This window comes from Kiloniella sp. (genome assembly GCF_965205715.1).
Lineage (GTDB): Bacteria > Pseudomonadota > Alphaproteobacteria > Kiloniellales > Kiloniellaceae > Kiloniella.
The window spans coordinates 694,105-707,436 of the sequence record NZ_CBDBHW010000013.1; the positions used below are offsets into that span (position 1 = coordinate 694,105).

Genomic DNA, 13,332 nt, shown 5'->3' on the forward strand with positions numbered 1-13,332 from the left:
GTGAGCCGTCTGATTCATCAAAGGATGGAAAGTCAATGCAAACAGCTTTTGCATACGAAGATGCAAAAAAAATGGCTGAAAGCGAGGATGACAAGGTACGCTTGTCGCTCGCTCAACGTGCAGATATTCAGCCAGAAATTTTATACTATCTTGCAGATGATGATAGCACTGAAATACGGCAGGCAATCGCATCAAACTCCAAAACACCCGTGCAAGCTGATTACCTGCTTGCCAAGGATAAAGATGCAAGAGTCCGAGAGGAACTTGCTGAAAAAATTTCAAAATTAGCTCCTGAGTTGGATCCGAAAACTCAACGCAAAGCACATGACTTTGTGATGAAGACCTTGAAGGTGTTGGTAGAGGATCAAGAGAGTAGGGTACGTGGTATTCTTTCAGATGCTCTCAAGGATCTGGATACGATCCCTATTTCTTTGGTAAAGCAACTGGCTGCGGATGAAGATGACGCTGTTGCATGCCCAATATTACAATACTCTCCCATTCTTACGGATGATGATCTTCTTAAGCTAATTTGGGATGGTGTGCGCGGCTGGCGCTTAAAAGCGATTTCCCGAAGGGCAAATATCGGAGAAACAATTACGGATGCAATTGTTGATACCGAAGATCAGGATGCGATTGCTTCTCTACTGGACAACCAAAGTGCACAAATTAGGGAAGAAACGCTCGATCGTTTGGTTGAACAGGCACCTGATATTGCGATTTGGCATAAGCCACTTGTGAAACGGCCTAAGCTTTCTCCTCTCTCTTTGAAGCGCTTAGCCGGGTTCGTTACAGAAAAGCTTCTCGATAGCCTATTAGATCGCCCAGGACTTGATCCTGAAGTTTCAACAGCAATTGGTCTTGAAATCCGAAAGCGGATGGCGACTGAAAATGTTCTCGATGATAAAAATTCTGAGGAGCAGGATGAAGAAGCGATCAAGGATGAAGTTGAACAGCTCAATCGGGCCGGGAAGTTAACCGAAGACCGTATTACCACGAGACTACACTGCGGTGATCGTGAGTTTGCTATTCAGGCCCTGGCCTTAAAGGCTGATTTGCCAGCAAAAATCGTGAGAAGAATGATTTTGTCACGTGCCTCAAAAACGGTTGTTGCCCTTGTTTGCAAGGCTGGATTCTCTATGGAGCTCGCAAGTCTTGTTCAGTTAAGACTTGCAGGAATACCGCCACAACAATCTATTAAGGCTGATGAAAATGGGAATATACCAATCCCCGAAAAAGAACTGGATTGGCAAATAACCCTCTATCTTGACGATAATGAGTTGTGATTACTAAAAATCAGAAAGTTTTTAAGGGCTGAGATTACTCAGCCCTTTTTTATGAGCGTACCAATACCGCAGTCTGTGAAAATCTCAAGTAGCATTGAATGAGCTACGCGACCATCTAGAATAACCGCAGCATCAACTCCGCCATTGACGGTATTAATACAAGTCTCAAGCTTGGGAATCATACCGCCACTTATGGTTCCGTCTTTCCTCAAGTCATGTGCTTTTTGTACGGTGATATCAGAAATAAGGGTACCCTCTTTATCCAAAACACCTGCGACATCTGTCATAAGGAGTAATCGCGAAGCACCAACAGCTGCGGCAATAGCCCCCGCAGCGGTATCTGCATTGATATTGTAGGTTTCTCCGTTAGGACCAAAACCGATTGGAGCAATTACCGGGATCATACCAGATTTGTCGAGTTCTTCGAGGAAACTGGGGTTAATAACATCTGGCTCACCAACAAAGCCAAGGTCCAAGACCTTCTCAATATTAGAATCTTCGTCTTTCACTGTTCGCTGCAGTTTTCGGGCTTTGATCAGGCTGCCATCTTTACCGGAAATCCCAACGGCTGTACCGCCAGCCTTGTTAATCGCAGCGGTGATACCTTTATTTATTTTGCCCGAGAGAACCATTTCGACGATCTCAACAGTCTCGGAATCTGTAACCCGAAGACCATCGACAAATTCGCTATTTACAGCGAGCCGTTTAAGCATTTCACCAATCTGGGGACCGCCGCCATGGACAACAATTGGGCTGATTCCCACTTGTTTTAGCAAGACAATGTCGTGGGCAAACTTGTCAGCAAGTTCCGCATTGCCCATAGCGTGTCCACCGTATTTGATGACAACTTTACGCCCAGAATAGCGGCGCATAAATGGTAAGGCCTCGGAAATGGTCTGGGCTGTCCGCAGCCACTTTCTTGGGTCCTTAGCATGCTTTGTTGTCATCGTCGGCGACCTTTAAGTTTTTCGATTTGTGGGGTTCTAATGTTGCTGAGGATATCAGCTCTATAGGATCTACCCGTTATATCTCAAGCTTATAGCGAAATCTATCCAGAGTGAAAACCTGGATAGTGCTAAGCTTTTTATTCTGTTAGCGCGGCAATACTTGCTCTTAGTTCCGTAATGCCGTGAGATTTAACAGATGAAGTTTTGATAATTTGAGGATGCGCAGCTGGACGTTTGGAGAGCTCAGTGACCAGCTTTTCCTCGACTTTAGCTAACTCGGTTGGTTTGATCTTGTCTGTTTTGGTCATGATGACCTGATAAGATACTGCGCAAGTGTCTAATTCATCCATGATTTCTCGGTCGCTGTCTTTTGCGCCGTGTCGAGAATCGATGAGTAAGAAGATGCGTTTGAGCTCTGCGCGTCCCCGTAAATAATTGCGGGTAAGGTTGGTCCAGTAGGCAATATCAGATTTGGAGGCCTGTGCGTAACCATATCCAGGCAGGTCAACAAGCATCAGCCTCTTACCCAAATCAAAAAAGTTAAGCTGACGGGTGCGTCCAGGAGTGTTGGATGTTCTTGCGAGTGTCTTCTGTCCCGTTAGGGCGTTAACCAAACTGGATTTCCCAACATTTGAGCGCCCTGCAAAGGCAATTTCAGGGAGGCCAAAATTGCCGATATGTTCATCTTTGGTCGCGCCGAGAATAAAATCACAGGATTGGGTGAAAAGTAGGCGACCGGCTTCGACCAGTAAGGGATCGTCTCCTGGGTTGTCGAATGTGATGCCTGTAGTTGGGGCGTCGTCAGTCACTTTTCTCTCCTATAGTCCCAAGGACTTTGTGGCGTGTCGATTTTCCAATCGGGGGCATGAATAATCCTTGCGATAGCACACAGCAAGAAATAAAGCAAAAGGCCCCAATAGTTAACTATCAGGGCCTTTCGTATTGGTCTTGGAAGTATTTCTAAAGCTTAAGTGTTACTTGCTGTAGGCTGACGCCCAAGCGAAACACCGGCTTTTTTCATAATCACTGCCTGCTGAATAAGGGAAAGCAGGTTGTTCCATGTCCAGTAAATCACCAAACCAGCAGGGAAGGTTCCAAGCAGGAAGGTAAAGAACAGAGGCATAAAGAGGAATACTTTAGCCTGTATAGGATCGGCAGGTTGAGGGTTCAGCTGCTGCTGCAAGAACATTGAGATCCCCATCAACACAGGCCAGATGCCAATGTTGAGGAACGCAATCAATGTATCTGCTTCGGGGATGCCCCAAGGGAGTAGGCCAAAGCCATTTACCAAGGATGTCGGATCTGGAACGGAAAGATCGTTAATCCAGCCATAGAATGGAGCCTGTCGCATCTCAAGAGTTACAAATAGAACTTTGTAGAGTGAGAAGAATATCGGAATTTGAACAATGATCGGCAGACACCCAGCCATCGGGTTGACCTTCTCTTGCTTGTAGAGGGTCATCATTTCCTGGTTGAGCTTTTGACGATCCTCGCCAAATTTTTCTTTCAACTGAACGATCTTAGGCTGAAGTTTCCGCATTTTGGCCATGGAAACATAAGATTTGTTCGCCAGTGGGAAGAGGAACAGTTTGATTACAACTGTTACTGCGAGAATAGATAGGCCAACATTACCTACGATCCCTGTCATCCAGTGCAAAGCATAGAAGAAAGGCTTCGTGATGTAGTAGAACCAACCGAAATCAACTGCAAGATCAAGATCTTGTATGCCAAGTTTTTCATTGTATGCGTCGATGAGAGGCACTTCCTTCGCGCCCGCAAAGAAGTTACTGGTGAATTCTGCAGTCTGACCGGATCCGATGATTTCTGCATCGTAGAAATAATCTGTTTGATACCGGTCGGGGCCGTTTTTACCGCTATAATAAAATCTGGTATTTGCTGATTTGCTTTGATCTGGAATGAGAGCCGTCAGCCAGTATTTATCGGTAATGCCAATCCATCCGCCAGTCGTGGGGATTTTGATTTCTTTATCATCTTGAAGATCAGAGTAATCAACCTCGGTAAGGCTACCACCTAGAACGCCAATTGGTCCTTCGTGAAGGATATAATAGCCAAGAGTTTCAGGGGTGCCTATGCGGGACACGCGGCTATAAGGAGCAAGATCAACAGCATTACCAGATGAATTCACCACATTCTGGGTGACGTTAATCATGTAGCCGTCATCAATTTTCAGAGTACGTTCGAACGAAAGGCCCTGACCATTGTTCCATGTTAAGGTAACTGGGCTGTCAGGTGTTAGGTTTGTACTTGTTGTTTCCCAAACAGTTTTATGGTTCGGGAGAGACAAATTTCGATCATTAGAGATCCAGCCGAAATCAGCGTAATATGGATCTTTGGTTCCGGCAGGAGAAAGAAGGACAACGTTGTCGCTATCTTCTTCAATTGTCTCTTGGTAATTCTTCAGAACCAGATCATCTACACGGCCACCTACGAGTGAGATACTTCCCTGAACTGTTGGAGTATCAATGGTAATGCGCGTTCCGTTGGCGAGAACTTCATCTCTTGGGGCACCTTCGATTAGACTAAGCAGATTATCTGTACCGCCGGGTAAGTCTGGGATGCTGCCATCAGAACCGGCAGATGCCTGAGTCTGTGCTTGTTGTTGAGCCGCTTCTCTTGCTGCAATTTGCTCAGGTGATGGCGGGAAAAAATATTCCTGCGCAAAGGTCCACCCAAAGAGAATGACTGCTGAGAGTATAACAGCAATTACAATATTACGTTGATCTTCGTTTTGCATCAGTGATCGGCTCAACGGTTGTTCGTGGCTTGGCAATCGTGACAATGATCGCCGCCAGATGGTTCTGGTACAGGGTCATATCCGTAGCCACCCCATGGATGACAGCGGGAAAGACGTTTTATAGCTAACCAACCACCCCTTAGTGCGCCGTGCGTGACAATAGCCTCGCTAGCGTATTGGGAGCATGTGGGGTGATACCGGCAGCTTGCGGGAGTATAGGGAGAGATTCCATATTGGTACAGCTTTACGAAACCAAGTAGGAGTGCACTTAATATTTTCAATATCGTGTCCTCCCTTTTTGTTGGTTTTATGTTTGAGGCTTTTGTTTGCCTGAAGCCTTTTTACGATCTGTTTTAACCCGTTGGAGAGCAAAAATCAGATCTTTTTTTAGGTCTTCATAAGGACGAAAAATTGTTGTCTTCCGTCCTATCAATACATAATCGTGTCCAGCTTTCCCATATTCGGAAAGTAATTCGGCTGCAACGGCGCGTAATCGGCGCTTAACCCGGTTTCTAATCACGGCATTACCAACTTTTTTGGTTACCGTGAAACCAATGCAAATGGCGCCAGACCTATAAAGTTCCTCTGAGTTAGAGGAACTTTCAGGTTGACGCCGCATGGCTTGAAGAATCAAGCCGGGTGTGACCCATTTATTATGCGTCGCTGCTACCCGAAGAAACTCGGATCGCTTTTTGAGCTTTCCGATCTCGGGTATCATAGTCTTAAGCGGATAGACGCTTACGACCTCTTGAGCGGCGGTTAGCTAGGATGCGGCGACCGCCGACTGTAGCTTTACGGGCGCGAAAGCCATGGCGGCGTTTACGTACCAATACGCTCGGCTGAAAAGTGCGCTTCACTGTAATTCTCCGTTGTCCGGAAGGTTGTCGAAATTAGTGGTCGGTGTATAAGCGGGCACCGGGCATCTGTCAACGCCTGTAAATAAAATTCCATGGATTCCTTTAAAATTCAGAAGATTTTTTTCTGAAGAAACAAAGGAATCCTTATTGCTGGGGATTCTTTACAACCACGGTTGCGCCCTTCTTATCAATGTTCCGTCGCAAACAACAGGGCTATTTATGTTTTTTATCCTGAAATCCTTATATATTAGGATAATTAGTGCGGTAAGTTGCTCTCAATCGATCACATCACTGTGTGAACTACTTGATAGACTTGTTTTTTTGGTCATTCCGACAAAACTATATGCTCATGACAGATACAGAAAATACCATGACGACACCGAGTGGCGACAATAAGGCCCAGGCACCAAAGTTTAAGCGCATGCTTCCACTCCTTCTGTTAGGGGCAGGGCTGGCTGTGGTTTATTCTATGGGGTGGCATCGATTTCTCAGCTTTGAAGCTTTGCAAGAAAATAGGGACGTCTTAGACGGATTCGTGCAGGAAAGAGGCTTTATTGCGATATTGACTTTCCTTGGGCTCTATACCGTTGCGATCGCCTTTTCGATACCGGGTGGTTCTTTCCTGACAATAGCAGGAGGTTTTTTGTTCGGGACCTGGTTCGGAGGGAGCTATGCAGTTCTTGCTGCGACTGTTGGGTCTACCCTAGTATTCCTTGCAGCCAAGTTCGCTTTTAGAGATTTCTTCCACGAGAGGGCTAAAGGTTATCTCAAAAAAATGGAAGCCGGCTTCCATGAAAATGAACTGAGCTATCTTCTTGTTTTGCGGCTGGTCCCATTATTTCCTTTTTGGTTGGTTAACCTGGTACCTGCATTCGTTGGTGTGTCTTTGCGAAATTATATGATTGCGACTTTCATTGGAATTATTCCTGGGACATTTGTGTATGCCAGTGTTGGTAATGGGCTGGATGCAATATTTAGATCTGGTGAAACACCGGATCTTGGAATTATTCTTAAGCCAGAGATTCTAATGCCCATTATGGGATTGGCCCTTCTGTCCCTTATTCCCGTTCTCTACAAAAGAATCTGCAAAAATAAGCAGCTTTAATTGATAGTTCGGGCTCGAATACTTGAGCGATGGGGGCTCATGGTGTTCGGTAAACTTATGTACACAAATATGAAATAAGCCGGGGTTGGGGCATGATTAAGACTGATATCTGCATAATAGGGGCTGGTTCGGCTGGTTTGTCGATCGCAGCGGGTGCGGTTCAGATGGGTGCTGATACCGTTCTTGTTGAGTCCGGAAAGATGGGGGGTGACTGTCTTAATTACGGCTGTGTCCCATCGAAAGCGCTTCTAACAGCAGGTAAAGCTGCTCGCCAATGGGTCAAAGCCAAAGATTTCGGGGTGAATTACCAAGCTCCGAAGGTAGATTTTCAGGCGGTACATGATCATGTGAAAGATGTTATCGCTGAGATTGAACCTCATGATTCCGTAGAAAGGTTCGAATCTCTCGGTGTCAAAGTTGTTCAGGCTCGGGGAGAGTTCATAGACACTAAAACCCTGCAGGCTGGTGATCAGACAATTCAAGCTAGGCGATTTGTGATTGCGACAGGGTCAAGGGCTATGGTTCCTCCTATTCAGGGACTAGAGGATATTGATTATCTCACGAACGAATCCATATTTGATTTAACGGATTTACCCAAAGAATTAATTGTCGTCGGTGGTGGACCCATTGGATGTGAACTGGGGCAAGCCTTTCATAATTTAGGCAGTAAGGTCACCATAGTTGAAATGGCCACCATTATGCCCAAAGATGATCCCGATTTAGTCGCTGTGGTTAAAGGTCGTCTGATTGATGATGGTCTGGCGATCATGGAAAATACAAAGGTTCTTTCTGCAAAGAAATCAATAAGCGGTATCTCCCTAACGGTTGAAAAGGACGGGCAAGAGAAGGAGCTTAATGGTAGTCACCTTTTGTTAGCCGCAGGAAGAACACCAAATATCGAAGGTCTTAACCTTGAAGCCGCGGGCATTGATTATGAGCGCAGCGGTATTACCGTTGACCAGAGATTGCGTACATCTAACAAGAAGATATTTGCCGCTGGCGACGTAACCGGCGGGTTCCAATTTACGCATATGGCTGCTTATGACGCCGGTATTATTATCCGGAATGCATTGTTCCGGTTACCCGCTAAAGTTAGCTATACCTCAGTGCCCTGGGTTACCTATACCGATCCAGAGTTGGCACAGGTTGGTCTTTCCGAGGTTGATGCTAAGAAATCGGGTCGTGAACACCGTATCCTTACCTGGTCGTATGCTGACAATGATCGAGCCCGCGCTGAAAGAAGAACAGAGGGTTTGATAAAGGTCGTTGTGGGCAAAAAGGGTAAGATAATGGGGGCATCTATCGTTGGTTTACAGGCGGGAGAACTAATTCTGCCCTGGGGCTTGGCGATCTCAAAGGGTTTGAGAATCGGAGACATGGCAAATGTGATTGCGCCTTATCCGACTCTTTCGGAGGTGAGCAAGAGGGTTGCAGGAAGTTACTACACCGAATCCCTTTTCAGTGATCGTGTGAAGATGATCGTTCGATTTCTTGCTAAATTCGGTTGATACCTTACGAAACAATCACCCAAGCTTTGTGAATTATACCTTTGTGATATAGTTGAAAAATGCCAGCCAAACTTCAATTGCCCCCTTTTGTCACCAGCCTTTCAGCAAAACTCCTCATTTTGACGGCAATTTTTGTATTGCTCGCTGAGATTTTGATATTTGCGCCCTCTATTGGCCGTTTTCGTTTGGTTTATCTTCAAGAGCATTTGGCAGATGCACACTTGGCGATACTTGCTCTTGATGCCACGGATGACATGATGGTTGGTGAGGATCTGGAAAAGGAACTCTTAAGCCATGTAAATGCGCTTACGGTTGTTTTAACGAGGCCTGGACAGGGCAAATTGATGCTTATGAACGGTGCCGACGTTGAAGTGGACGCAACTTATGATCTTCGGGAAGAAAGCTTCTTTGGGTTAATAAAAGATGCCTTTGTTGTTTTAGCCCAATCTCGCCATCGTGTCCTGCGGGTAATCGGTCCTTCACCGAAGAACAAGGATGTTCTTGTTGAAGTGGTTATGAGCGAAGCTCCGCTACGCATGGACATGTTCGATTATTCGTGGCGGATTCTAGCTTTGTCTCTGGGGATCGCTTTGATGACGGCTGCGCTTGTGTTTGTCAGTCTGCACAGACTTCTTGTGCAACCGTTAAGGCGCATTACGCGAAATATGATTACCTTTAGGGATGCACCTGAAGATGTAACTCGCGTGATTGAACCATCAAGCCGTACCGACGAAGTCGGTGTTGCAGAGAGAGAGCTGTCATCCATGCAGGGGTCCTTACAGGAATCTTTAGGGCAAAAGACCCGGCTGGCAGCAATTGGGACGGCAGCTGCTAAGATTAATCATGATTTACGAAATGGCCTAGCCACTGCCAGATTGATATCTGATCGCCTAAACCGCAGTGATGATCCCGAAGTACGTGAAGTTGCGCCTGTCTTGCTCTCTGCGATCGACCGTGCCGTTCATATCTGCGGTCAAATGTTGAATTTCTCCAAAGAGGGAAAGCCTCAGTTGGACGTGATGGAGTTTGATCTGCACGAGCTTACAGGGGAAGTTGCTGATACTATCGATGTTGCTGAGAGTGTCGATTTAAACGTGATAAATCATATACCACCAGGAACCTTCGTGTCCGGGGATTGGGAGCAATTGTATAGGGTGTTTGAAAACTTGGCACGTAACGCAGAACAAGCTGGTGCCTCTACTGTCGATATCCGTCTTCAACAGGAACCGGATTGCTTGATTGTATCTATCGCGGATGATGGGCCGGGGATTCCAGTAGAAATTAGAAATAACCTGTTCAAACCCTTCAAGGGATCTACGCGCAAGGACGGGTCAGGGTTGGGCTTGGCAATTACGAGAGATCTGATGCGTGCACATGGTGGTGATATCTGGTTGGATGTCTCGGAGTTGGGAGGGGCATGTTTTTGTCTTGAGCTTCCGCTTGGCGACAGTATTACTAATAGAAACGAACATCTTTTTGGTTAGGCTGAAGGTTTAATAAGATTAGTATCCATAAGTGAGTATTGAGTGTTGTTCTCCATAAATACTTCAACTAAATTCCAGCCCATAGCCTTGTATATTTTAGGTGTTTTTGTATAGAGAAACAGCCTGGCTTCGCCACGTTTTCGGGCAAAATCTTTAACTGTATTTACCAGATTTCTGGCAATTCTTTGGCCTCTATGATTGGGATCAACATAGAGAGCAGCCAACCAGGGGCGGTAATGTTTGTAACTCTCATGATCGTTTTCGATTAGGAGTGCCGTCCCCAGTAGCTTACCTTCTGATAATGCAACGAAGCCTTGTTCGAGCTTATTATTGGATGCCAGATCTCTGTAGCCAGAAATAGTTTGTTTTAATGTCCAGCCTGAATTTTTACTCCAAGCGTTGTAATTCCAATGAGCGCAAGCTTCTATAAACTCGGGATGATTTTCAAGAAGGTCCGTTTTGACTTCCATTGATATCAGTCGAGCGTATAGAGCTGAAGCTTCAGGTACTCTGATTCCGGCAGAAATGGGTGAACGGGATGGTCTGGTCCTGCGCCGCGGGTAAAGAGCAAGCGTGACTTTCTGTTCGCATCGAGAAGCCCTTTGCGCATTTGTTCCGCAAAGTTATCAATATCCATGTGGTGCGAGCAAGAAGCCGCCACTAAATACCCACCGGGTTTTACAAGTTTTGCGGCAAGGCGCGCAAGTTTTCGGTACCCTTTTGAGCCTTGTTGGAGATCCTTTTTACTTTTGACAAAAGCAGGAGGATCAACGATCACAAGGTCAAATGTAACATTGTCATTTGCAAGCTTGGCGAGGTGATTGAAAACTTCTGCCTTAACAAAAGTACATTTGTCAGCGACGCCATTTTCCTTTGCAGCCATGGCTGCAAGATCCAACGCTGTTTGGCTGCGATCTACCGTCATCACGGAATTCGCCCCGGCCAAGGCAGATTGCACAGTGAAGCCGCCTGCAAAGGAATAGCAATCGAGAACATTGGCATCTTTAGCAAAACTCGCAGCGAGCTTTCGGTTGTCGCGTTGGTCAAAGAACCATCCGGTTTTCTGGCCCTCTTGCAGTTCTGCAAAGAAAGTCGCACCGTGTTCGATAACCTTGATCGGGCCGTTCAGCTCACCCTTAACAACTTTGTCGTAGCATTCGAGACCCTCAAGTAACCTGGACGGAGTATCATTACGCAAAACAACAGTTGTGGGGTCGAGAACTTTGTCGAGGGCCGATAACAGCGCGGGCAGAAGATTTTCAATTCCTGCGGTGTTAACCTGAAGCACGAGGGTGTCTCCATAACGATCGATGATCGTACCGGGAATGCCATCAGCCTCTGCGTGGATCAGACGGTAATATGGTGCATCAAATAATGTTTCTCGAAGAGTTAATGCCCTGTTCAAAAGAGAAGCAAAAAAATCTTCATCTATTATTGTTTTGGCGCTTGAACTCAGCATGCGGGCGGAAATCAAAGGCTGACGATTGTAGATAGCAGTCCCGAGTGGCTGTCCATCGTGGGCCTCGATCCGGACCACAATTCCAGCTGGGAGTTGTTTTGTTTCGGCGTTGACTTCGATCTCGTTTGAAAAGACCCATGGGTAACCATTGAGAAGTCGTTTTTGCGCTTTTGGCTTCAAGCGAATGGTGGGTCGTTGCTTAAGATCGAGAGCGGAGCTCATGGTCGTACCTTTTTTTTTCGTCAGGGTGTAAGTTTTGCCGCAGTCTAGCTATATCGGCGCAAGCTGCAAGCGTGACCTTTTTAACACTTTGAGATTAAAGACAAGGTAACCCTGTAAACAGAGCTGTAGCAACATGGAGCCACTGTTTTAGAGGCGGGTTTTGCCTTTAAAATCTGACGATTCGTTTACTAACAAATAAATGCGGATTGTTGCGGTGCAATATGGTCTTTGTTAACCTGCACCCCTAAACCAATTGTCTGCTGGCTTGGCATTGTCTATAAGGTCGGCCTCTAAGGCGTGAGCTCTTTCAATAAGCTCAAAAGGGACAGGTAATGATTATCGTTAAATCTAAACGGGATCTGAGATCTCTTGTTGGTGGTTGGAAAGCCAATAATGAAGAGCTTGGCGTCGTCATGACAATGGGTGCGCTTCACCGCGGGCATTTGGCTCTTGTTGAGGCTGCGACCAAAGATAATGATCGGGTGATCGCGACGATTTTCATTAATCCCAAGCAGTTCGATAATAAAGCTGATCTTGATACCTATCCGATAGATACAGAGGAAGATCTCAAAAAGCTTAAAGAATTTGGGGTGGATGCCGTTTATTTACCACAAGTCGAAGAAATTTATCCCCAAGGTTACAGTACAACCGTTTCAGTTTCAGATATGCAGGATTGTCTGTGTGGGGCGACCCGCCCAGGTCATATGGATGGCGTAACCACAGTGGTATCTAAGCTATTGATACAGGTAAATCCTGATCGCGCTTATTTTGGCCAGAAGGACTTTCAGCAATTTCTCTTAATTCAGCGTGTTGCCAAGGATCTTGATCTACAGGTTGATGTCATTGGTGTGCCAACGGTCAGAGAAGAAGATAATCTCGCATTGTCATCGCGTAATCGTCGGTTAACGGAGCAACAGCGACAAGTTGCGCCAACTCTTTTCAAAGTTGAAAGCGCGATTGCGGACCTTATTATTCAAGGCGAAGCAATAGATCACGTCCTTGAGTGGGGTCGAAAATTTATTATCGATGCTGGTTTTGAAAAGATCGACTACCTTGAGGTGAGGTCCGAGGATGATCTTACGCTACTGACTGAAAATAGTTCAGAAGAAGATCGTTTATCCGGTCGTATCTTTGTCGCAGCCTGGATGGGCAATACCCGACTGATCGATAACTTTCCAATCAGCCGGTAGAGCCGGTATTTTCGAAACGAAGACTTAGTCGTATTTGCCTTGCACAAGTGGTGCAACGGTTTGCAATTCTAGATCCCAAGGGAAATAGATCCAGGTATCCTGGCTGACTTCAGTGATATAGCTATCAACGATATCTTTGCCTGCAGGTTTTGCATAAAGAGTGGCAAAGTGAGCGTCTGGCATCATTTCGCGTACGGCGCGGGCTGTTTTGCCTGTATCAACGAGATCGTCAACAATGAGCCAGCCTTCGCTCTCTTTTGGAGCTTCTTTTAGGACCTGCAACTCGCCCTGTTTGTTGTCGCTTGAGTAGCTAACAATGCAAACGGTATCGATCAGGCGAATATCAAGTTCACGGGCAATGATTGCAGCAGGAACAAGACCACCACGAGTAACGGCAAGAATTCCTTTAAAAGGACCCTGGCTCATGAGGCGCCAAGAAAGGGCCTTTGCATCACGGTGAAGTTGTTCCCAGGAAACGGGAAAAGTTTTTTGTTGTTCGGACACGATACGCGACTCCAGTTT

14 protein-coding genes are annotated in these 13,332 nt (G+C 46.1%); 5 read left to right on the plus strand and 9 right to left on the minus strand.

The genetic code is table 11. The features are described 5' to 3' along the window. The first annotated feature begins 35 nt into the window (after nucleotides 1-35). Nucleotides 36-1,283 carry a DUF2336 domain-containing protein gene (locus ACOGW3_RS14580; RefSeq protein WP_419903643.1) on the plus strand — a complete coding sequence of 416 codons (1,248 nt, stop codon included), beginning with the start codon at nucleotides 36-38 and terminating at the stop codon, nucleotides 1,281-1,283. Between the two features lie 38 nt (nucleotides 1,284-1,321). Here ACOGW3_RS14580 and argB read toward each other — a convergent pair whose 3' ends face one another. The 6 genes from argB to rpmH form a co-directional block, all read right to left on the minus strand. Then, nucleotides 1,322-2,230 (minus strand): acetylglutamate kinase, encoded by a 909-nt coding sequence (argB, locus tag ACOGW3_RS14585; protein WP_419903644.1) that lies wholly within the window; start codon nucleotides 2,228-2,230, stop codon nucleotides 1,322-1,324. Nucleotides 2,231-2,367: 137 nt separating this feature from the next. Then, nucleotides 2,368-3,039 carry a ribosome biogenesis GTP-binding protein YihA/YsxC gene (gene yihA, locus ACOGW3_RS14590; RefSeq protein WP_419903645.1) on the minus strand — a complete coding sequence of 224 codons (672 nt, stop codon included), beginning with the start codon at nucleotides 3,037-3,039 and terminating at the stop codon, nucleotides 2,368-2,370. Nucleotides 3,040-3,197: 158 nt separating this feature from the next. Further along, the gene (yidC, locus tag ACOGW3_RS14595; RefSeq protein WP_419903646.1) at nucleotides 3,198-5,000 is read right to left on the minus strand and encodes a membrane protein insertase YidC; all 1,803 of its coding nucleotides are present in this window, start codon (nucleotides 4,998-5,000) and stop codon (nucleotides 3,198-3,200) included. Next, nucleotides 4,997-5,266, minus strand: coding sequence for a membrane protein insertion efficiency factor YidD (gene yidD / locus ACOGW3_RS14600; protein WP_419903647.1), 270 nt, complete (start codon nucleotides 5,264-5,266; stop codon nucleotides 4,997-4,999). Before yidD ends, yidC begins: the two co-directional genes overlap by 4 nt. A gap of 26 nt (nucleotides 5,267-5,292) precedes the next feature. Further along, a complete protein-coding gene (gene rnpA, locus ACOGW3_RS14605; RefSeq protein WP_419903648.1) occupies nucleotides 5,293-5,703 on the minus strand; it encodes a ribonuclease P protein component in 411 nt (136 codons plus the stop codon). A 4-nt stretch (nucleotides 5,704-5,707) separates the two neighbouring features. Further along, nucleotides 5,708-5,842 carry a 50S ribosomal protein L34 gene (gene rpmH, locus ACOGW3_RS14610; RefSeq protein WP_419903649.1) on the minus strand — a complete coding sequence of 45 codons (135 nt, stop codon included), beginning with the start codon at nucleotides 5,840-5,842 and terminating at the stop codon, nucleotides 5,708-5,710. A 349-nt stretch (nucleotides 5,843-6,191) separates the two neighbouring features. Between rpmH and ACOGW3_RS14615 the strand changes: the two genes are divergently transcribed. From ACOGW3_RS14615 to ACOGW3_RS14625, 3 genes are all read left to right on the plus strand, one after another. Next, complete coding sequence (locus ACOGW3_RS14615) at nucleotides 6,192-6,947, plus strand: TVP38/TMEM64 family protein (protein WP_419903650.1); 756 nt, start codon at nucleotides 6,192-6,194, stop codon at nucleotides 6,945-6,947. A gap of 92 nt (nucleotides 6,948-7,039) precedes the next feature. Then, entirely contained in the window at nucleotides 7,040-8,455 is a 1,416-nt protein-coding gene (locus tag ACOGW3_RS14620; protein ID WP_419903651.1) for a dihydrolipoyl dehydrogenase family protein, read from the plus strand. A gap of 59 nt (nucleotides 8,456-8,514) precedes the next feature. Next, nucleotides 8,515-9,939, plus strand: a complete 1,425-nt coding sequence (locus ACOGW3_RS14625; protein WP_419903652.1) for a sensor histidine kinase — start codon at nucleotides 8,515-8,517, stop codon at nucleotides 9,937-9,939. Here ACOGW3_RS14625 and ACOGW3_RS14630 read toward each other — a convergent pair. Further along, a complete protein-coding gene (locus ACOGW3_RS14630) occupies nucleotides 9,936-10,409 on the minus strand; it encodes a GNAT family N-acetyltransferase (protein WP_419903653.1) in 474 nt (157 codons plus the stop codon). The genes ACOGW3_RS14625 and ACOGW3_RS14630 overlap by 4 nt on opposite strands. A 5-nt stretch (nucleotides 10,410-10,414) precedes the next feature. Beyond that, nucleotides 10,415-11,620: a class I SAM-dependent rRNA methyltransferase gene (locus ACOGW3_RS14635; RefSeq protein ID WP_419903654.1), complete on the minus strand. Its 1,206-nt coding sequence runs from the start codon at nucleotides 11,618-11,620 to the stop codon at nucleotides 10,415-10,417. Nucleotides 11,621-11,952: 332 nt separating this feature from the next. Between ACOGW3_RS14635 and panC the strand changes: the two genes are divergently transcribed. Further along, entirely contained in the window at nucleotides 11,953-12,810 is an 858-nt protein-coding gene (gene panC, locus ACOGW3_RS14640; protein WP_419903655.1) for a pantoate--beta-alanine ligase, read from the plus strand. A gap of 24 nt (nucleotides 12,811-12,834) precedes the next feature. Here the strand turns inward: panC and gpt are convergent, their stop codons facing one another. Further along, entirely contained in the window at nucleotides 12,835-13,314 is a 480-nt protein-coding gene (gene gpt, locus ACOGW3_RS14645) for a xanthine phosphoribosyltransferase (protein ID WP_419903656.1), read from the minus strand. Nucleotides 13,315-13,332 lie beyond the last annotated feature (18 nt).

Coding starts and splice junctions, on each gene's coding strand:
- ACOGW3_RS14580 (WP_419903643.1), top strand. CDS start 36: ATGCAAACAGCTTTTGCATACGAAGATGCAAAAAAAATGGCTGAAAGC.
- panC (WP_419903655.1), top strand. CDS start 11,953: ATGATTATCGTTAAATCTAAACGGGATCTGAGATCTCTTGTTGGTGGT.
- argB (WP_419903644.1), bottom strand. CDS start 2,230: ATGACAACAAAGCATGCTAAGGACCCAAGAAAGTGGCTGCGGACAGCC.
- ACOGW3_RS14630 (WP_419903653.1), bottom strand. CDS start 10,409: ATGGAAGTCAAAACGGACCTTCTTGAAAATCATCCCGAGTTTATAGAA.
- ACOGW3_RS14625 (WP_419903652.1), top strand. CDS start 8,515: ATGCCAGCCAAACTTCAATTGCCCCCTTTTGTCACCAGCCTTTCAGCA.
- ACOGW3_RS14620 (WP_419903651.1), top strand. CDS start 7,040: ATGATTAAGACTGATATCTGCATAATAGGGGCTGGTTCGGCTGGTTTG.
- ACOGW3_RS14615 (WP_419903650.1), top strand. CDS start 6,192: ATGACAGATACAGAAAATACCATGACGACACCGAGTGGCGACAATAAG.
- rnpA (WP_419903648.1), bottom strand. CDS start 5,703: ATGATACCCGAGATCGGAAAGCTCAAAAAGCGATCCGAGTTTCTTCGG.
- ACOGW3_RS14635 (WP_419903654.1), bottom strand. CDS start 11,620: ATGAGCTCCGCTCTCGATCTTAAGCAACGACCCACCATTCGCTTGAAG.